Source organism: Micromonospora rifamycinica (assembly GCF_900090265.1).
In the GTDB taxonomy this organism is placed as follows: domain Bacteria; phylum Actinomycetota; class Actinomycetes; order Mycobacteriales; family Micromonosporaceae; genus Micromonospora; species Micromonospora rifamycinica.
In genome coordinates, this window is the sequence record NZ_LT607752.1 from 376,268 (window position 1) to 394,848 (window position 18,581).

General features: G+C 75.1%; 19 protein-coding genes. 9 read left to right on the top strand and 10 right to left on the bottom strand.

Annotated elements, in window-relative coordinates:
- The first annotated feature begins 6 nt into the window (after window positions 1–6).
- Window positions 7–1,278, top strand: a complete 1,272-nt coding sequence (locus GA0070623_RS01500; RefSeq protein ID WP_067305459.1) for a cupin domain-containing protein — start codon at window positions 7–9, stop codon at window positions 1,276–1,278.
- A gap of 39 nt (window positions 1,279–1,317) precedes the next feature.
- Here GA0070623_RS01500 and GA0070623_RS01505 read toward each other — a convergent pair whose 3' ends face one another.
- The 5 genes from GA0070623_RS01505 to GA0070623_RS01525 form a co-directional block, all read right to left on the bottom strand.
- Window positions 1,318–1,977 carry a hypothetical protein gene (locus GA0070623_RS01505; protein WP_067305462.1) on the bottom strand — a complete coding sequence of 220 codons (660 nt, stop codon included), beginning with the start codon at window positions 1,975–1,977 and terminating at the stop codon, window positions 1,318–1,320.
- Window positions 1,974–4,658, bottom strand: a complete 2,685-nt coding sequence (locus GA0070623_RS01510) for an FtsK/SpoIIIE domain-containing protein (protein ID WP_067305465.1) — start codon at window positions 4,656–4,658, stop codon at window positions 1,974–1,976. The genes GA0070623_RS01505 and GA0070623_RS01510 overlap by 4 nt, the downstream gene beginning before the upstream one ends.
- Entirely contained in the window at window positions 4,651–5,730 is a 1,080-nt protein-coding gene (locus GA0070623_RS01515; protein ID WP_231932618.1) for a hypothetical protein, read from the bottom strand. The genes GA0070623_RS01510 and GA0070623_RS01515 overlap by 8 nt, the downstream gene beginning before the upstream one ends.
- Window positions 5,731–5,739: 9 nt before the next feature.
- Window positions 5,740–6,000: a hypothetical protein gene (locus tag GA0070623_RS01520; RefSeq protein ID WP_067305468.1), complete on the bottom strand. Its 261-nt coding sequence runs from the start codon at window positions 5,998–6,000 to the stop codon at window positions 5,740–5,742.
- Window positions 6,001–6,222: 222 nt separating this feature from the next.
- Entirely contained in the window at window positions 6,223–6,600 is a 378-nt protein-coding gene (locus tag GA0070623_RS01525) for a PIN domain-containing protein (RefSeq protein WP_067305471.1), read from the bottom strand.
- Between the two features lie 122 nt (window positions 6,601–6,722).
- Here GA0070623_RS01525 and GA0070623_RS01530 point away from each other — a divergent pair, with 122 nt between their 5' ends.
- From GA0070623_RS01530 to GA0070623_RS01535, 3 genes are read left to right on the top strand one after another with little or no spacing between them, the layout of a single operon-like run.
- On the top strand, window positions 6,723–9,275 hold the full coding sequence (locus tag GA0070623_RS01530; protein WP_067305475.1) for an ATP-dependent Clp protease ATP-binding subunit: 2,553 nt from the start codon (window positions 6,723–6,725) through the stop codon (window positions 9,273–9,275).
- 13 nt (window positions 9,276–9,288) lie between these two features.
- A complete protein-coding gene (locus GA0070623_RS30275; protein WP_172898358.1) occupies window positions 9,289–9,453 on the top strand; it encodes a hypothetical protein in 165 nt (54 codons plus the stop codon).
- Window positions 9,453–9,803: a DUF3140 domain-containing protein gene (locus GA0070623_RS01535; RefSeq protein ID WP_067305479.1), complete on the top strand. Its 351-nt coding sequence runs from the start codon at window positions 9,453–9,455 to the stop codon at window positions 9,801–9,803. Before GA0070623_RS30275 ends, GA0070623_RS01535 begins: the two co-directional genes overlap by 1 nt.
- 147 nt (window positions 9,804–9,950) lie before the next feature.
- On the opposite strand, the gene GA0070623_RS01540 is transcribed toward GA0070623_RS01535, so the two are convergent.
- The 3 genes from GA0070623_RS01540 to GA0070623_RS01550 all read right to left on the bottom strand — a co-directional run bounded on the left by GA0070623_RS01540 (window position 9,951) and on the right by GA0070623_RS01550 (window position 11,911).
- Window positions 9,951–10,187, bottom strand: a complete 237-nt coding sequence (locus GA0070623_RS01540) for a hypothetical protein (RefSeq protein WP_067305483.1) — start codon at window positions 10,185–10,187, stop codon at window positions 9,951–9,953.
- A 19-nt stretch (window positions 10,188–10,206) separates the two neighbouring features.
- A complete protein-coding gene (locus tag GA0070623_RS01545; RefSeq protein WP_067305487.1) occupies window positions 10,207–11,205 on the bottom strand; it encodes a LysR family transcriptional regulator in 999 nt (332 codons plus the stop codon).
- Between the two features lie 85 nt (window positions 11,206–11,290).
- A complete protein-coding gene (locus tag GA0070623_RS01550) occupies window positions 11,291–11,911 on the bottom strand; it encodes a hemerythrin domain-containing protein (RefSeq protein WP_067305490.1) in 621 nt (206 codons plus the stop codon).
- A 236-nt stretch (window positions 11,912–12,147) separates the two neighbouring features.
- Here GA0070623_RS01550 and GA0070623_RS01555 point away from each other — a divergent pair, with 236 nt between their 5' ends.
- Together GA0070623_RS01555 and GA0070623_RS01560 are read left to right on the top strand one after the other, a co-directional pair.
- On the top strand, window positions 12,148–13,476 hold the full coding sequence (locus GA0070623_RS01555; protein WP_067305493.1) for a M20/M25/M40 family metallo-hydrolase: 1,329 nt from the start codon (window positions 12,148–12,150) through the stop codon (window positions 13,474–13,476).
- 44 nt (window positions 13,477–13,520) lie between these two features.
- Window positions 13,521–14,180 carry a hypothetical protein gene (locus GA0070623_RS01560; protein WP_067305496.1) on the top strand — a complete coding sequence of 220 codons (660 nt, stop codon included), beginning with the start codon at window positions 13,521–13,523 and terminating at the stop codon, window positions 14,178–14,180.
- Between the two features lie 108 nt (window positions 14,181–14,288).
- Here the strand turns inward: GA0070623_RS01560 and GA0070623_RS01565 are convergent, their stop codons facing one another.
- On the bottom strand, window positions 14,289–14,480 hold the full coding sequence (locus tag GA0070623_RS01565) for a DUF5703 family protein (RefSeq protein WP_067305588.1): 192 nt from the start codon (window positions 14,478–14,480) through the stop codon (window positions 14,289–14,291).
- 102 nt (window positions 14,481–14,582) lie between these two features.
- Window positions 14,583–15,554, bottom strand: coding sequence for an aldo/keto reductase (locus tag GA0070623_RS01570; RefSeq protein WP_067305498.1), 972 nt, complete (start codon window positions 15,552–15,554; stop codon window positions 14,583–14,585).
- Between the two features lie 257 nt (window positions 15,555–15,811).
- Here GA0070623_RS01570 and GA0070623_RS01575 point away from each other — a divergent pair, with 257 nt between their 5' ends.
- The 3 genes from GA0070623_RS01575 (at window position 15,812) to GA0070623_RS01585 (ending at window position 18,481) form a co-directional block, all read left to right on the top strand.
- The gene (locus GA0070623_RS01575; RefSeq protein ID WP_067305501.1) at window positions 15,812–16,864 is read left to right on the top strand and encodes an LLM class F420-dependent oxidoreductase; all 1,053 of its coding nucleotides are present in this window, start codon (window positions 15,812–15,814) and stop codon (window positions 16,862–16,864) included.
- The gene (locus tag GA0070623_RS01580; protein WP_067305504.1) at window positions 16,861–17,697 is read left to right on the top strand and encodes an undecaprenyl-diphosphate phosphatase; all 837 of its coding nucleotides are present in this window, start codon (window positions 16,861–16,863) and stop codon (window positions 17,695–17,697) included. Before GA0070623_RS01575 ends, GA0070623_RS01580 begins: the two co-directional genes overlap by 4 nt.
- 79 nt (window positions 17,698–17,776) lie before the next feature.
- The gene (locus tag GA0070623_RS01585) at window positions 17,777–18,481 is read left to right on the top strand and encodes a histidine phosphatase family protein (RefSeq protein WP_067305507.1); all 705 of its coding nucleotides are present in this window, start codon (window positions 17,777–17,779) and stop codon (window positions 18,479–18,481) included.
- Window positions 18,482–18,581: the final 100 nt, after the last annotated feature.

Sequence of the window (18,581 nt, forward strand, 5' to 3'; positions counted from 1 at the left end):
GACACCATGGCGATCATCGACCCGCCGGGCGGCCACGGTCGCCCGGCGGTCCCGCCGGCTGCGGCGTCGGCCCTGGCCCGCTGCGTGAGCCTCGAACCGGAGAAGTTCGCCGCCGCCCACTGGGGCCGCGCGCCGCTGCTGTCACGGGCCGCCGAACTGCCCAACGCCGACGGGTTCACCGACCTGCTCAGCCCCGAGGACGCGGACGAGTTGCTCAGCCGGCGCGGTCTGCGTACCCCGTTCCTGCGGGTGGCCAAGGACGGCCAGTTGGTGCCGGCGGCCCGGTTCACCGGCGGCGGCGGGGCGGGGGCGGAGATCGGCGACCAGGTCCGCGACGAGCGCATCCTGGAGCTGTACGCCGCCGGGGCGACGCTGGTGCTCCAGGGGCTGCACCGGCTCTGGCCCGCCCTGATCGACTTCACCCGGGACCTGGGCGCCGCCCTGACCCAGCCGTTGCAGGTCAACGCCTACCTGACCCCGCCGGGTAGTCAGGGTTTCGCCACCCACTACGACACCCATGACGTCTTCGTGCTCCAGGTCGACGGCCGCAAGCACTGGCGGATCCACCCGCCGGTGCTCACCGACCCGCTGGAGAGGCAGCCCTGGGGCGGCCGGGCCGACGAGGTGTCCGCCACCGCCGACGGGCCGGCCGCGCTCGACGTGGTCCTCGAACCGGGCGACGCGCTCTACCTGCCGCGTGGCTGGCTGCACAGCGCCCAGGCCCAGGAGTCCCGCTCGCTGCACCTGACCGTCGGCATCCGCGCGTTGACCCGGTACGCCGTGGTCGAGGAGCTGCTGGCGTTGGCCGCCGAGGATCCCCGGCTGCGGGCCGGGCTGCCCTTCGGCACCGACGTCGCCGACCCGGACGCCATCGAGCCGGAGCTCGCCGAGACGGTGGAGGCGCTGCGCGACTGGCTGCTGTCGGCCGATCCGGCCGTGGTCGCGGCCCGGCTGCGGGACCGGGCCTGGCCGGCCGCCCGACCGGCCCCGATCCGGCCGCTCGCCCAGGCCGCCGCGCTCGACATGCTCACGGCGGACAGCACGATCGCCCCCCGCGACGGCCTGCGGTGGCAGCTCACCCCCACCGCCGACGGCCGGGTGGCGCTGCGGTTGACCGACCGCACCCTCACCCTGCCCGCCCAGTGCGCGCCGGCCCTGCGGGCGGTGCTCACCGGCACCGGCGTCCGGGTGGGGGAGCTGCCCGGCCTCGACGACGACGCCGACCGGCTGGTGCTGGCCCGCCGGCTGCTGCGGGAGGCGGTCGCCGTCCCGGCGTGAGCCGGGCCGTCCCGGCACGGGTCGCCGCGCCGGGACGCCTCAGCGGGTCGACACCAGCAGCAGCACCGTGGTCAGCACCCCGGCGGCCAGGACGATCGCCAGCGGGCGGGGGCCGAGCAGGGCGTGCCGCCGGTCGGCCAGCCGTTTCGCCGGTGCCAGCCCGGCCACCGGGCCGAGCAGCGTGACCACCAGTGCCAGCACCGGCATCCCCACCGCCAGGTCACCGCCGTACCGTTGGCCGACCGCGCGGGCGGCGGCCCCGAGGGCGTACGCGACGACCGCCCCGGCCACCCCGCAGAGGGCGAGCAGCGGGTTCACCGACCCCGGCAGCTCACCGCGCTGGCCGGTGCGGTCGAGCAGTTCGCGTACCCCGTGCAGCAGCGGCACCGGGTCGCCGGTGACGTCCCGCGCCGGCCCCGGTGGGTCGCCGAGCCGACGGGTGCCCAACCGGGACCGCAGCTCGGCCCAGAGATGACCGACCTCGGTGTCGACCCGTTCCAGCATCGACCGGGCGTCGGTCACCTCCTGCTCGGCGTCGTGGAGCTGGGTGACCGCCTGCTGCACGGCCCGCTCGGCGGCGACGCACTGCTGGTCGTGCCAGGCCTGCGCCTCGGCCCGCTGGGTGGCCACCCGACCGGTCAGCTCGGCGAGCCGGCGGACGTGGGCGGCGTAGGTGTCACTGGCGACCGGTTCGTTCATCGGGACGGACCATAGGGGATGATCACCTGTCCGGTGCGGTGCACCGCCCGGTCGAAGAACAGCCCGCGCCACGGACGCGGGTACCAGTCCGGGCCGCCGGAGCCGGGGTAGAGCGCCGAGCCCAGCTCGCCGCCCTGCACGTCCAGGGCCACCCAGGCGCCGATCTGGTCGGTCCGGGCGGCCGGCCCGCCCAGGTCCGCCCGCATCCGGGCCACCCCCCGCCACCAGGCCAGCACATGGGTACGCCGCTCCGGCCCGTCGTGCAGGATCCGGCGCAACCGGTCCAGGCCGGTGGCTCCGGGCGAACCGGTGGCCAGCGCCCCGGCCGCCGCGTCCACGGCGAACAGCAGCAGGTAGTGCGGGGTGGACGGGGTGCCCGGTCGGGTCAGCGCGGTCGCCGTCTCGGCCATCAGCTCGGCGACGGTCTCCTCGTCGTACCAGGCGGCGTCGTCGGCGAGGTTCTCGTAGAGGGCGCGGGCCGCCGGGTCGGCGTCCGGGTCGAGACAGGCGATGGAGAACCGGGCGCTGCCGGGGCGGTGCTGCCGGGCCAGCGAACGGGCGGCGGCGTCGAGCACCGCGCACGCCTCGTCGACCCGGGTTCCCAGGACCGCGAGGTTGCGCCCGGGCGCCCGGGGCAGCCGCAGCGCCGCCGACCGGGACTGCACGTCGATGATCTCCCCGAGTACGGCGACCGGCCCGCGCGGCGGGAGGTCGTCCCCGGGCGGGGTGAGCGCCCGGAAGTCGGGGGCCTCGGCGAGCCGGGGGATCGCGTCGCCGTCGAAGAGGCGTGCCGGGGCGGCGTCGGCGGGCCGCATCCGCCACAACCGGTGCTGCAGCTCGCTCCAGGTCTCCCAGTCGCTGGCCGACGGGATCCGGGCCACCTGGTTGCCCTCGGTCATCCCCGACTCGGCGTTGACCACCGCGTGGTGCCGGGGCAGCGCCTGCGCGGCGTCGTTGCGTTCGGCGAGGATGCGCAGCGCCTTGGGCAGCGCGATCCGCAGGGTGAACTGGGCCACCAGGGCGGGCCGCCCCCACAGCGCCTCGATGCCCCGGACGTCCTGCGAGGCGAGCACCAGATGGATGCCCTGCGAGCGGCCCCGGCGGGCCAGGTCCTCCAGCAGGTCGGCGGCCTCCCGGGCGACCACGTCCCGGCCGGCGAGCAGCGCCTGGAACTCGTCGACCACCGCGACGATCCGGGGCCAGTGCCCGGTCGGATCCACCGCCCGCAGCTCGGCCAGCTTGGTGACCTCGTGCTTCTTGGCCGCGTCGGCCCGGCGGCGCAGCTCCTCGGCGAGGAAGCGCAGCAGGGCCAGCCCGAACTCCCGGTCGGTGTTCACGTTGATCCCGACCAGCCGCATGTGCGGCAGCCAGCTCGGGTCGCGGCGGCCCTGGGCGAACCGGGCGAAGGACACCCCCTCCTTGAAGTCGAGCAGATAGAACTCCAGCTCGGCGGGGGAGTAGCGGGCGGCCAGCGCGCCGATCCAGGCGAAGATGAGGTTGGTCTTGCCGGTCCCCGACGGCCCGCCGATCAGGGCGTGCGGGGGGTAGTCGCCGAGGTTCAGCAGCACCGGACGACCGTGCGGCCCCTCGCCGATCGGCGCGGTCAGCCCGTGCGCCGAGTCCTCCTTCCACATCTGCTCCGGCGGTGGGAGCAGGTCGGTGAAGGGGGTCGGGGGCGGGCCGGCGTTGACCCGGGCGGCGACCTCCCGGCAGGTCTCGGTGACCAGGGCGGCCGGTGGCGGCGGGTCGAGGCGTACCGGGGGGCCGGGCGGGGTGCCGATGCGGGCCTCGCCCGGCCCGGCGACGATCCGGGTGAGGCTCGGGTCGTCCGGCAGGTCGATGCCCCGGACCACCAGGTGCACCCCGCAGGCCACCCCGGTGCGGACCACCCGGTCGAGCTGGCCGCGTTCGTGCCGGGACAGCTCGTCGCCCCCGAGCAGCACCGCCACCCGCCACGGTTCGGGTCGTCGGCCGGTCGCCACGGCCAGGGCGCGCAGGGAGCCGTACTCGCCCGCGAGGACCGTCTCGTTGATCCGGCGGATCTGCTCCACCAGGTCGTCGAGGAGGCGGGCCAGGCCGCCCGGACCGACGAAGGTGAGCAGCCCGGCGGTGCCGAGCGGGGCGAAGCCGGCCAGCCCGCCGCCGAGGTGCTCGGGGTCGTAGCCGTAGAGCCGGACGGCTCCCGGGTCGGCCCGGCCGACCCCGCGCAGCAGCAGTGCCGACACCACCGCGTCGGCGCCCTCCCGGTCGTCGCCGTGCAGCTGCACGTGGCCGGTGTCGAGCAGCGGCACCAGCGCCGGGACGGGTTCCGCGCCGGGCACCCGCAGGGTGCCGATCCGCAGTGGACCGGGGGTCTCGCCGCGTCCGGCCGGGGTGGGCCGCCACTGCGACCAGGCGGCGGAGGCCGCGCCGGGGGCCTCCCGGTGGGCCGCCTCGGTGGCCCGGTGGGCCAGCGCGGCGAGCCGCGCGGCGTGCCGCCGGTCGATCTCGGCGAGCCGTCGGTCGCGTTCGGCGCCCACCCGCTGCGGCACCGTCGCGGCGGCCCGCCGGACCCGGGTCAGCCGGTCCCGGGCGACGGTCAGCTCCGACTCGGCCGAGGCGAGCCGGGCACGGGTGACACCGAGCGCCTCGGAGAGCATCCCCCGCACCCGCGCCGCCAGCTGGGCACGCAGGTCAGCCATGGGGCCTGCCGTCCGCCCACGGACTCCTGCGGCCCGGCGCGGGGAATCCGGGAGGCGGACCCGCTCCCGGCGGCGGGGCCGGCGCGGGCCGGCGTTGCGGGGCCGGCTCCGGCCGACGCGGTGGGCGCGGCTCGGGGTGACGTTCGGCCGGCGGACGCGGCCGGGACCGGTCGGGTTCCGCTGCCCGCCCGGGCTGCTGCCGCGACGGGTCGGGCTCGTCGCGGGGCAGGTCGCGGCCGAGCCGGTCCAGCAGCACGCCGGTCAGCACCCCCGCGGTGACGGCGGGATCGGCGGCGTGCGGCTGTTCGCCGTCCCCCTCGCCCCGACGCGGCGGGGGCATCCGGCAGACCCGGGTGAGCAGCGTTTCCAGTACCGGCGGTGGCAGGCCGGGCAGCAGGTCGCGGACCCGGCCGTCGAGTTCCCGGCGCAGCCGGGGCAGGTCGTCGGCGCGGGGCGGATGCCCGAGCAGATCGCCGGCGAGGTCCCGCAGCAGCGGCGGGGCGATGGCGGCGAGGCCGAGGCCGACGTCGGCGTGGGCGGCGCGCAGCTCCCGGTGCAGCCGGTCCCGGTCGCCGGAGCGGATGCCGGTGACCACCCGGCGCAGCAGCTCCCGCGAGTCGGCGACCCGCTCGTCGGGCTGCTCCGGCGGACCCTCCCGGCCACCGGTCAGCTCGGCCACCCGGACCGCCCACCAGCGCTTGACCGTGGGGTCCTCCTCGGTGGCCGGTGGCGGGGCGGCCGGCGGCGGGGCGGCGTCGCCGCGCGGCCCGTCGTGCCTCGGCGCGGGGCCGGTCGCCCGGGGCGGGGGTGGGCCGTCGGGGGCCAGCCCGATCGCGGCCAGGTAGCCGGTGAGCTGTTCCTGGGCGACCCGCAGCGCGTGCCCGGCCGACTCGGCGTGCTCGGTGGCGGCGGCGAGTTCCGGCACCCCCATCGGGTTGGCCGACTCCTGGCGTACCCAGCGCAGCCGCTCGGTGGCCTGGCCGAACTTCTCCAGCGCCAGGGCGAGCTGGGCGAGCGGGAACTCCTCGGCGGCGGCCCGTACCTGGGCTCCGACGTCCTCGACGATCGACACGGCGGCCCGCTACAGCGACGACACGTAGAGCTGCGCCTGTTCCACCGCGACGAGCGTCGCGGCGAGACATTCCTCCAGCTCCTGGCCGGCCTGGGTGAGTGACGCCTGAGCCGCCTCGACGGTCTCGTGCCCGCTGCCCTCCAACGCCCCGGCGAGGGTCTGCTGTGCTTCGGAGAGCTTCTCCCCGGCGGCCTGTACGGCTGTCTGTCCGTCACCGATCTGTTGAAGGGCGATGTCGATCGCGGCCTTCAGTTCGGCGACGCTCGCCACGATGACCTCCTGGGGGCGGGGAGATCTCCATTACAACGTATACCTGACGGGGAGAGAACATCCGCCCTGTCGGTGTCGCGGCCCGGGTGTCCGGTCACCGCCCTGACGTGCGCGAAGTCTCCGGGGGCGTCCCGTCAAAAAGACAGCTGGTCCCGTCGGGGAGACTGCCCTCCGGTCGGCGGGCCGGCCGGGAGACCCCGTGCCGGGGGCGCTCGACCGGGCTCAGCCGGGCAGCCAGCGGGGGCCGTACACCTCGGCGCCCAGCGCGCCCACCCGCCCGCGCAGCTCCCGGTCGGCCGTCACCACCAGCCGCCGCCGGTCCGGCGCGTCCCGCACCAGGTCGACGATCGTGTCGTCGCCCGAGCCCGGCGCCGCGACGGTGCGTACCCCGGCGACCCCCGGCACGTCCCGGGCCGCGCCCTCGACCACCAGCACCACCTCGACGGGCGCGGGCAGCTCCGGGGGCACGCCCACGTCGGCCACCGGGACCAACCGGTCGCGCAGCCGGGCCGCCGCCCCGGCCCGGTCGTGCCACCAGCCGTCCGGCCGGGAGCCGACCACGTTCGCACCGTCGACGATCAGCAGCGGGTGGGATTCCATCCGCCCAGCCTGCCACCTCGGGGCGTTTGTCGGGGCGACCGTCGGGTAGCCACCGGCGATCGTGTCGCGCCCGGGTGTCGCCGCCGGCGACCCTGCCGCGGCCCAAGGAGCGGAGGACAGCCATGCTAGGACCCGGGGACTTCGGCTCCGACCCGTGGGACGAGTTCCTGGCCCGGTACTTCGGCCGGGGCGAGGGCGGACGCCGCCCGGCGCACCGGGTCGACATCACCCGCCTGATGACCGCCGACGCCCGGGAGATGCTGGCCGACGCCGCCCGGCGGGCCGCCCAGAAGCACAGCACCGACCTGGACACCGACCACCTGCTCTGGGCGGCGTTGCAGCGCGACCCGCTGCGGGACCTGGTCCGCCGCGCCGGCGCCGACCCGGACGCCCTGGTCAACGCGCTCGGCGGACGCGGCGACGGCGCTCCGCGCGGCGAGGTACCGCCGAACCTGTCGCTCACCCCGGCCGCCAAACGGGCACTGCTCGACGCGCACCAGCTCTCCCGGGCGATGGGCGCGAACTACATCGGACCCGAACACATCCTGATGGCCCTGCCGCTCAACCCCGAGTCCCCGGCCGGTCGGATGCTCGCCGCCGGCCGGATCCAGCCCGAGTCGCTCCAGGCGGCCGGGGCGGAACGCGGCCCGATGACCGGCCCGAAACCCGACCGCGGCACCCCCACCCTCGACCAGTACGGCCAGGACCTCACCGACCTGGCCCGCAACGACCAGATCGACCCGGTGATCGGCCGCGCCGACGAGATCGAGCAGGCGGTCGAGATCCTGTCCCGGCGGACCAAGAACAACCCGGTGCTCATCGGGGAGGCCGGCGTCGGCAAGACCGCCATCGTGGAGGGCCTGGCCGAGCGGATCTGCGACGGCGACGTGCCGCAGACCCTGCTCGGCAAGCGGGTCGTCCAGCTCGACCTGGCCGGTCTGGTCGCCGGCACCCGCTACCGGGGCGACTTCGAGGAGCGGCTGAAGAAGGTGATCGACGAGATCCGGGCGCACCGGGACGAGCTCATCATCTTCCTGGACGAGATCCACACCCTGGTCGGCGCGGGCGGGGCCGGCAGCGAGGGCGGGATGGACGCGTCCAACATGCTCAAGCCGGCGCTGGCCCGGGGCGAGCTGCGGGTGATCGGGGCGACCACGCTGGACGAGTACCGGCGCAGCATCGAGAAGGACGCCGCCCTCGCGCGCCGGTTCCAGCCGGTGCTGGTGCCCGAGCCCGACGTCGAGGACACGGTGGCCATCCTGCGCGGCCTGCGGGACCGGTACGAGGCCCACCACCAGGTCCGGTTCACCGACGAGGCGCTGGTCGCCGCCGCCGAACTCTCCGACCGGTACGTCACCGACCGGTTCCTGCCGGACAAGGCGATCGACCTGATCGACCAGGCCGGCGCGCGGGTGCGGCTGCGCACCCGGACCCCCGCCTCGGACGTCCGGGAACTGGAACAGCAACTGGAGGACGTCCGCCGGGACAAGGAGCAGGCGGTCGCCGACGAGCAGTACGAGAAGGCGTCCGCGCTGCGGGACCGGCTCGCCGAGCTGGAGGCGCAGATCGGGCGGGCCCGGGGCGACGGCGGGGACAATCAGGTGCCCTCGGTCGACACGAAGGAGATCGCCGAGGTGGTCTCCCGGTCCACCGGCATCCCGGTCAGCCAGCTCACCGAGGAGGAGCGGGACCGGCTGCTGCGGCTGGAGGGGCACCTGCACCAGAAGGTGATCGGCCAGGACGACGCGGTCAGCGCCATCGCCGAGGCGGTCCGCCGGTCGCGCGCCGGGCTGGCCGACCCGAACCGGCCGATGGGCAGCTTCCTCTTCCTCGGCCCCACCGGCGTCGGCAAGACCGAACTGGCCCGGGCGCTGGCCGAGGCGCTCTTCGGCGAGGCCGACCGGATGGTCCGGGTGGACATGAGCGAGTTCCAGGAACGGCACACCGTGGCCCGGCTGGTCGGTGCGCCCCCCGGCTACGTCGGCTACGAGGAGGCCGGCCAGCTCACCGAGGCGGTCCGCCGCCGCCCGTACGCCGTGGTACTGCTCGACGAGATCGAGAAGGCCCACCCGGACGTGTTCAACATCCTGCTCCAGGTGCTCGACGACGGCCGGCTCACCGACAGCCAGGGCCGCACGGTCAACTTCAAGAACACCGTGCTGATCATGACGAGCAACCTGGGTTCGGAGCTGATCACCGGAGCCCAGCGGACCGTCGGCTTCGGCGTCGGCGCGCAGGGCGACCAGCAGGAGGCCGACGAGCTGCGGGAACGGCTGACACGTCGGCTCCAGGAGAACTTCCGCCCGGAGTTCCTCAACCGGATCGACGAGACGATCATCTTCCAGCGGCTGGAGGCCGAGCAGCTCCGCCAGATCACCGGGCTGCTGCTGGAGGAGACCCGCCGCCGGCTGCACGCCCAGGACATCCGGGTCGAGGTCACGTCGACCGGCACGGACTGGCTGGCCGAGCACGGCTACCAGCCGGAGTTCGGAGCCCGCCCGCTGCGGCGGGTGATCCAGCGCGAGGTGGACAACCGGCTCTCCCGGATGCTGCTGGAGAACCAGCTCTCCCCGGGGCAGAAGGTCACCGTCGACGCCCGGGACGGGCAGCTCACCTTCGACGTGTCGGCCGGCGACCGCGACCACGCCCCCGCCACCACCTCGCATCCCCGATGACCGGAGGGCGGAGATGACCGAACCCGAGGAGACCGAGGAGAACGCCGAACGGACCGCACCGATCCCGGCCGCCCCGACGGCGAACCCGGCCCGGGTCCAGGTGCCGCCGGAGGGCCTGAAGCAGTGGACCGACGACGGGAACCCGGCACCGCCCGGGCCACCGGAAGAGGAGGCGTGATGGCACGCGAACAGCGACTCGACCCCGAGGTCGAGGTGCTCTGGGAGGATTTCCACGCCGAGGTGAACGTCCCCTCCGAGCAACTGCGGCAGTGGCTGCTGACCAGGGGGTCCGGGGAGGAGGCGTTCGGCCCCGACCCGGATCTCGACCTGCCCGAGCCCGGCCGGCAGATCCTGGCGGTGCTGCGTAAGCGCAAGGTCGACATCACCCCGGCCGACGTCGCGGTGATGCGGGCGGCGATCGACCGGATCCGGTCGTTGGTGGACGAGCGGCCCGGCGGCGGCAACGCCGACGACGAGTGGCGGCACGCCCTGCTCGACCTGGGCCACGACGTCCTCGTCGAACGCTGACCCGCCCGGTCGACGGCCGTCCCGGTCCGCCCGGGTCATCCCGGACCGCCGGGCGGTCCCGGGCGGGCGGGGAGGCCGGGCCGGCGGTCCGCCGGTGGGACGGCGGGGCACCCGGGAGTCGTCCCGGGTGCCCGGTAAGCCGGTCGGCTACTCGGATTCCAGGCTGGGCAGCTGCAGGCCGGCGGCGTCGGCGGCGTCCTGCCGCTCGGCGCGGGTCTGCTCCTCCCGGCTGAGCAGCGTCGCGTACTCGGTGATGTCGGCCGGGTCGGGCACCTCGGGCAGCCGGCGCAGGAACGCCTCGACGTCCCGGGCGGCGGCGGTGTGCGCGCTGGCCGCCCGACGCAGCAGCTCCCGCTGGTCGGCGGCCGGATAGAGATCGGTCATGCAGGGCTGATACCCGTCGTCACGCCGTTCGCACCCGTCCGGTCGCGCGGGCCGCACCGCCGTCCCGCGCGCCGAACTCGGGATGTCGCAGCAACCAGGCCAGGTAGTCGGGGTGGGCGGCCAACGAGTCGGTGTACGCGGCCACCGCGTCCTCCAGGACGGGATCGGCGACCCGGGCCGCCGGGGACTCCGGGTGCCAGCCGAGCAGCAGCCGCCACCGCAGCGGGGTACCGGCCAACCGGCGCGTCACCAGGCCGGCGACCGGGCGGAAGGTGGCCTGGCACAGGGCCACCGCCTCGCCGGCGTCGACCAGGTCCATGCAGCCACGGACGTCGGTCTCGTACACCTTGCGGGGGGTGAAGCCGGCGCGGGCGCACGCGGCGGCGAAGCAGTCGCCGAAGCAGCCGTCACCCGGCGCGGCGACCCACTGCTCGTGCCGCAGGTCGCCCAGGCCGACCTCGTCGCGGTCGGCCATCGGGTGGGCGGCCGGCAGCAGCACCAGCACCGGGTCGACGGCCACCTCCCGCCAGGACAGGCCGAACTCCGCCGGCGGGGTGGCGTCGCCGCAGATGCCGGTCAGCGCGAAGTCGAGCCGGCCGCCGGCGACCAGGGCGGCCAGTTCGTCGGCCGACCAGGACGCGTAGGTGGTGATCTGCGCGTGCGGCTGTTCGGCGGCGAGCCGGTGCACCAGCCGACCCAGGATCGGGCTGTTCACCCCGCCGAAGCGGTACCGGCCGAGGGCGTCGTCGGCCCCGGCCAGTCGGGCCGCCTCGTCCTGGAGGCCCTTCATCGCCGGCAGCAGCACCCGGGCCCGGGACAGCACCAGCTCGCCCAGGGCGGTGGGGCGGGCACCCCGCCGGTCCCGTTCGAACAGCGGGCCGCCCAGCGTCCGCTCGATGCGCTGAAGCTGGGCGGTCAGGGCCGGCTGGGCCAGGCCGAGGGCGGACGCGGCTTTCGTCACGCTGCCCGTCTCGGCGATCGCGCAGACCACCCGCAGGTGGCGCAGCTCCAGGTTCATAGGGTGACGGTATGGCCACACGTCGATAGACGGAAGGGTCTGGACCGAACCGGGCCGACAGACCTGACGGATAGGGGTCGATCGATCACCGCCCGGAACGGCGGGTGAGGTCGGACAACTGGGTACGGCGACCGGTCACCGCGTCCCGCAGCTTGTCCACCACCCCCACGGCCGGTTCGACGATCCGGTTCCACGGCGGGGTGGCCGGGGTGCCCGGGTGCGGTCGGGTCGGGGCCGCCTCCTCGGCGATCGCCCACCGGTTGCCCAGCCGGATCAGCTCCGCGTCGGTGGCCACCTCGCGCAGCGGGGTGATCAGCTCGGCGACCGCCTGCACGTGCCGCCGGATCCGGGCCGCCACGTCGGCCAGCGTCGGGTCGTCCGGGCCGCCGAGGGCCTTCAGCGCGGTGAGCAGCGCCACGTCCGCCGTCACCTCCCGGTCCACCCGGTCGGCGGCGGCGGGCAGCGCGGCGCGGGCGGCGGGCAGCAGGTACTGCTCCTCGGCCGACAGGTGCCGCGACACCACGGCGGTGAGCACCTGGAGCACGTCCCGCCGCCGCTGCACCGCCAGGCTCTCGTCGGTGACCTGGTCGACCAGGTCGAGGAGCTGCCGATGCTCGGCGTCGGCGAGGTCGGCCATGCTGCGCCCGCCGGGGCGGTAGGCGTCGTCGGCGGCCGGTGGCAGCGGGGGCAGGGGTACGGCGGACATGACGCCCTCCTCGGCGGGGCCGGCGCGGGTGGCCGGCCGGTGCGACGGGCGGAACGGGGACGCCAGCGCCGGTACCCGTACCCGACGACCGGCAAACCCGCGACGGCCGCGCCGACGGTCCCGCCGGTCCGGGGTCGGCCGGCGGGCGGCGCGGCCCTGGACCGGCGGCTCCGGCGGGTCGGCAACGGGCGGGTCGGGCGGTTCGCGGCGCGGCCGGCGACTGGTAGAAAGAGGCGATGACGAGCGACGCCGCCTCAGCCCTGCCCGACCCCACCGCCGAGGTCGTCGACCTCTGCGGTGACCTGCTGCGCATCGACACCACCAACACCGGTGACAACGCCACCAGCGCCGGCGAGCGCCGGGCCGCCGAGTACGTCGCGGAGAAGCTCACCGAGGTGGGCGTGGACGTCGAGATCCACGAGTCCGCGCCGGGCCGGGCCAACCTGGTCGCCCGCATCCCCGGTGTGGACCCGGGTCGGGACGCCCTGCTGGTGCACGGCCACCTGGACGTGGTGCCGGCCGACGCCGACGAGTGGTCGGTGCACCCGTTCTCCGGGGAGGTCCGCGACGGCTACCTGTGGGGCCGGGGCGCGATCGACATGAAGGACTTCGACGCGATGGTGCTGGCGGTGGTGCGGCACTGGCAGCGCACCGGCGTCCGCCCACCCCGGGACATCGTGCTGGCGTACACCGCCGACGAGGAGGCGGGCAGCGACTACGGCGCGCACTTCCTCGTCCAGCGCCACCGGGGGCTCTTCGACGGCTGCACCGAGGCGATCGGCGAGGTCGGCGGCTTCTCGTACTCGATCAGCGACGCCCAGCGGCTCTACCTCATCGAGACCGCCGAGAAGGGCCTGGACTGGCTGCGGCTGCACGCCCGGGGCCGGCCCGGGCACGGTTCGTTCATCCACGACGACAACGCGGTCACCGCGCTGGCCGAGGCGGTGGCCCGGATCGGCCGGCACCGCTTCCCGATCACCGTCACCCCCACCGTACGGGCCTTCCTGACCGAGGTGTCCGACGTGCTCGGCGTCGAGCTGGACCCGGACGACCCGGAGACCGCGATCGCCAAGCTCGGCCCGATCGCCAACATCATCGGCGCGACCGTCCGCAGCACCGCCAACCCGACCAGGCTGGCCGCCGGCTACAAGGACAACGTCATCCCCGGGCGGGCCACCGCCACCATCGACTGCCGCAGCCTGCCCGGCCAGTCGGAGATGCTGGAGCGGCAGCTGCGCGAGCTGGTCGGCCCGGACATCGAGATCGAGTACATCCAGCGTCAGCCCGCCCTGGAGACCACCTTCGACGGCGACCTGGTCGAGGCGATGTCGGCGGCGCTGCGGGCCGAGGACCCGGGAGCCCGGCCGGTGCCGTACATGCTCTCCGGTGGCACCGACGCCAAGGCGTTCGCCCAGCTCGGCATGCGCTGCTTCGGTTTCGCCCCGCTGCGGCTGCCGGCGGACCTCAACTTCTCGGCGTTGTTCCACGGCATCGACGAGCGGGTACCGGTGGACGGACTACAGTTCGGCGTGCGGGTGCTCGACCGGTTCCTCCGCAACTGCTGACCGGTGCCGGTGCCGCACCCCCCATTCCTCGAAGGGACTGCCTCATGACCGACCAGCACGCTGAGCTGGACGTCGCCCTGGAGCGCGTGATCGACGCGGCCCGCGCCCACCTGACGGCCGTACGGGCCGCCCAGGGGCGGATCGACGACGACGACGTCTGGCAGGCGTACGTGGCGTTGAACAACGCCTCCTTCGCCTACGACGAGCAGCTGCTCGACGCGTTCGGCGAGGTCACCCCCTGGGACGTCGAGTCGATCGACCCGGACGAGGCGGACGAGCGGTTCGGCTCCGGCGAGGGTGACCCGGCCACCGACCCGCACCCACAGGTCATCTCGGTGCGGCAGCGCCGTGACTACCGGGTGCCCAGCGTCTCGGCGCTGCTGCGGGTCGCCGAGGTGGCCCGCCGGGAGGGCACGCCGGAGGGCGACGAGCCCGCGCCGGTCGAGGGGGTGGGCGAGGCGGTGCTGGAGCTGTTGCAGGGCGGTGACGGCTCGCTCGGCGCCCTGGACGTGCCGGAGCTGGAGCCGTTGGACGGCGTGGTCATGGTCAGCGAGGTCGGCACCCCGGTCGACCTGGAGTCGTTCAGCGACGACGACCCGGTGGGTCCGTTCACCCCCGCGGCCGACGACCGGCTGGTGGGCCGGCTCGACGAGCACCCGTTCCTCGACGAGGACGACCACGACCACGCCGGGCACCAGCACTAGCCGGTGGCGGCCGGCCCGGGGGCGGTCCCGGGCCGGCCGTTCCCGGACCGCCGCCTCCGGGTGCCGGCTGGCCTCTGGGTGCCGGGCTGCCTCCGGGTGCCGGGCGGGTCAGTAGGACAGGCCGGGTTGCGGTTGGGCGACCCGACGGCGACGCAGCACCACCTTGCGGGTGCCGTCCCGGAAGAGCTGAACCCGGGCCAGCTCCCAGCCGGAGAACTCCGCCTGGATCGCCAGTTGCGCCGCGGCGGTCAACCGGTCGACGTTGGGCGGCAACCGCAGCGGCGCGTATTCGTAGTCCATGACACCCATGCTGCCCAGCCCGGCGGCCCGGCGCCACCCCCTACCCGGTGCGCCGCGCCACCACCGCGGGCGGCCACGCCCGCGGCGGAGTCCGTGGCGGGCTCAGCCCTCGCGTTCCGGGTAGCCGACCGGCACCGCGGACACGTCGTCCAGCGCCGTGGTGATCTCCTCCGGCAGGGTCATCCGTTCCACCTGCAACGCCCCGAGCAGCTGGCCCACCGTCCGGGCGCCGAGGATCGGCGCGGTCACCCCCGGCCGGTCCCGGATCCAGGCCAGCGCCACCTCCAGCGGGGACACCCCGAGCCCACCGGCGGCGATGCTCACCGCCTCCACGATGCTGGAGCAGCGCGGCTCCAGGTAGGTGGCGACGAACGGCTCGAAGTGCGCCGAGGCGGCCCGGGAGTCCGCCGGGCGGCCGTTGCGGTACTTGCCGGTCAGTACCCCCCGCCCGAGCGGCGACCAGGGCAGCACCCCCAGGCCGAGGGCGGCGCAGGCCGGCAGCACCTCCCGCTCGACCCCCCGCTCCAGCAGCGAGTACTCGACCTGGGCGGCGACCACCGGGGACCGCCCCGGCCAGGCGGCCTGCCAGGCGGCGGCGCGGGCGGTCTGCCAGCCGGAGAAGTTCGACACCCCGACGTACCGGACCCGGCCGGAGGCGACCGCGTGGTCCAGCGCGGCCAGGGTCTCCTCCAGCGGGGTGTCCGGGTCGTAGCCGTGCACCTGCCACAGGTCGACGTGGTCGGTGCCGAGCCGGCGCAGGGAGGCGTCCAGGGTGCGCAGCAGGTGCCCGCGGGAACCGTCCCGCCGTCGGCCGCTGCCCGGACGCAGGCCCGCCTTGGTGGCGATCAGCACGTCCTCGCGGGGGACCAGGGTGCCCAGCAGCGACCCGAGCACCGACTCGGCGTCCCCGTCGGCGAAGACGTCGGCGGTGTCGACCAGGTTGCCGCCCGCGTCGAGGAAGCTCTTCAGCTGGGCCGCCGCGTCGTCGGCGTCGGTGTCCCGGCCCCAGGTCATGGTGCCGAGCGCGAGCCGGGAAACCGCCAGCCCGCTTCGGCCGAGCGGTCGCTGTTGCATGGGTGAACCTTATTTCGAACCCGGCGCAACCGATATCCTCGCTCCCGGCATCTCTGCCTGTCGGGTCGCCGATCCGACCGTCACCACCGCCCCGGGTCGCTCGTTGGGCACTCCACGCGCCGGCCCGGTCGCTCGTCGTCCACCTCCCGTCGCGGCCCGCGGCACGCGGCCCGCCGGCGGGGGCGAGCCGGTGGGCGGCGGGGGCCGGGTCATTGCGTAACCTGATGCGACCTGTGGGTGCGGGATGGGGAGGATCAGTGCGACTCGGGCTCAACCTCGGATATCAGACGGCGTGGAGTACACCGGCCGGCTACCTGGCGCTCGCCCAGGAGGCGGACCGTCTCGGCTACTCGGTGGTGTGGGCGGCGGAGGCGTACGGCTCCGACGCGCCGAGCATGCTGGCCTGGATGGCGGGCCAGACCGAGCGGATCGACCTGGGCAGCGCGGTGATGCAGATCCCCGCCCGGACCCCGGCGATGACCGCGATGACGGCGGCGACCATCGACGCGCTCTCCGGCGGCCGGTTCCGGCTCGGCCTGGGGGTCTCCGGTCCGCAGGTCTCCGAGGGCTGGCACGGTGTCCGGTTCGCCAAGCCGCTGGCCCGCACCCGCGAGTACGTCGACATCGTGAAGCTGGCGGTGGCCCGCAAGGAGGTCGCCTACGACGGCGCGCACTACACGCTGCCGCTGCCCGACGGCCCCGGCAAGGCGTTGCGGCTGGGCTTCCATCCGCCGCGCCCCCACATCCCGGTCTACCTGGCCGCGGTCGGGCCGAAGAACCTGGAACTGGCCGGTGAGATCGCCGACGGCTGGCTCGCCGTCTTCTACTCCCCGGAGTTCGCCGAGGAGCAGCTCGCCTCGGTGCGGGCGGGCCGGGCCCGGGCCGGCAAGGAGCTCGCCGGCTTCGACGTGGTGCCGTCGGTGCCGGTGGTGGTCGGCGACGACGTGGCCGCCTGCGCCGAGCTGGTCCGCTGGTACGCCGCCCTCTACGTCGGCGGGATGGGCAGCCGGCAGCAGAACTTCTACAACCAGCTCGCCACCCGGATGGGCTACGGCGACGCGGCCCGTCAGGTGCAGGACCTCTACCTGGCCAAGCAGCAGCGCGACGCGGCGGCGGCGGTGCCGATGGAGTTCATCGACCGCACCTCGCTGCTCGGCCCCAAGGAACGCATCGCCGAGCGGATGCGGGAGTACGCGGCGGCCGGGGTGACCACCCTGTCGGTCACCCTGTTCGTGGCCGACCGGGAGAGCGGCGTGCAGACCCTGCGGACCGTCGCCGAGGCCCTCGACCTCTCGGGAGTCGGCGAGTGACCTGGGTCGAGGCCATCGTCCTGGGCATCGTCCAGGGGCTCACCGAGTTCCTTCCGGTGAGTTCGTCGGGGCATCTGCGGATCACCTCGGCGATCTTCTTCGACCAGGACGCGGGCGCGTCCTTCACCGCGGTCACCCAGCTGGGCACCGAGGCGGCCGTGCTCATCTACTTCGCCAAGGACATCTGGCGGATCACCCGGACCTGGCTGGTCGGCATCAGGGACGCCTCGGTCCGGTCCAGCCTCGACTACCGGATGGGCTGGTACGTGATCGTCGGCTCGATCCCGATCGGGCTGCTCGGTTTCCTGTTCAAGGACCAGATCCGCACCGCCGGACGCAACCTGTGGGTGGTCTCCACCACCCTGATCGTCTTCGCCTTCGTGCTGGCCTTCGCCGAGTACTGGGGCCGGCAGACCCGTACCCTGGCGAACTTCCGGATGCGCGACGGCATCGTGATGGGCTTCGCCCAGGCGATGGCGCTGGTCCCCGGGGTGTCCCGCTCCGGCGGCACGCTCACCGCGGGCCTGCTGCTCAACCTCACCCGGGAGGCCGCCGCCCGGTACTCGTTCCTGCTGGCCATCCCGGCGGTGGTGATGTCCGGGATCTTCAGCGTCGGGGACGTCTTCGAGCCGGCCGCGCCGGGCACCTCGGTGCCGTCGGTGGCGCAGATGGTGGTCGCCACCATCATCGCCTTCGGCGTCGGCTACGCGGCCATCGCCTGGCTGCTGCGGTACGTGGCGCACCACACCCTGTACGTCTTCGTGCTCTACCGGGTGGCGCTCGGCACCCTGGTGCTGGCGCTGCTGCTCACCGGCACGATCAGCGCCACCTGATCCGCCCCGGCCGACGGCCCCCGACACCGCCGCCGGTGTCGGGGGCCGTCGCGGTCCGGACTGCGCCTAGGGTGGGGGCGTGGCGACCCTTCTGCTTCTGCGACACGGCCGGACGACCGCGAACGCCGACGGTGGTCTGGCCGGCCGCCAGCCGGTCGAGCTGGACGAGACGGGCCGGGCCCAGGCGGTCGCGGTCGGCGACCGGCTGCGGCCGGTGCCGCTCGCGGCGGTGGTGACCAGTCCGCTGATCCGCTGCCGGCAGACCCTCGAGCTGGCGCTGCCGCAGGCCGAGCCGGTGGTCGAGGAGGGGCTGATCGAGTGCGGCTACGGCGCCTGGGAGGGGCAGCCGCTGAAGAAGCTGGCCAAGGAGCCGCTCTGGCCGGTGGTGCAGCAGCATCCCAGTGCCGCGGTCTTCCCCGACGGCGAGTCGATGGCGCAGATGTCGGCCCGCGCGGTCGCCGCCGTCCGCGCCTGGGACGCCCGGATCACCGCGGAGCACGGGCCGGAGGCGGTCTGGCTGGCGTGCAGCCACGGCGATGTGATCAAGGCCATCGTGGCCGACGCCCTCGGGATGCACCTGGACCTGTTCCAACGCCTGGTCGCCGACCCGGCCTCGGTCACCGCGATCCGTTACACCCCGTTGCGGCCGTTCCTGGTCCGGCTCAACGACACCGGCGGTGACCTGGCCGCCCTGGTGCCCCCGCGACCCAAGCGGCGGCGTCGGGCGGCCCGGGCTGTCGACTCCGACGCGGCTGTCGGCGGGGGCGCGGGGAGCGCCGGCTGAACCGGTCGACCACGACCGGGCCGGGCCGCGCCGTTTCGCCCTCGGCTGATTCGGCGTCGGTGCCTTGCGCGACGGTTCCACGCTCCGGATAGGGTCGTGG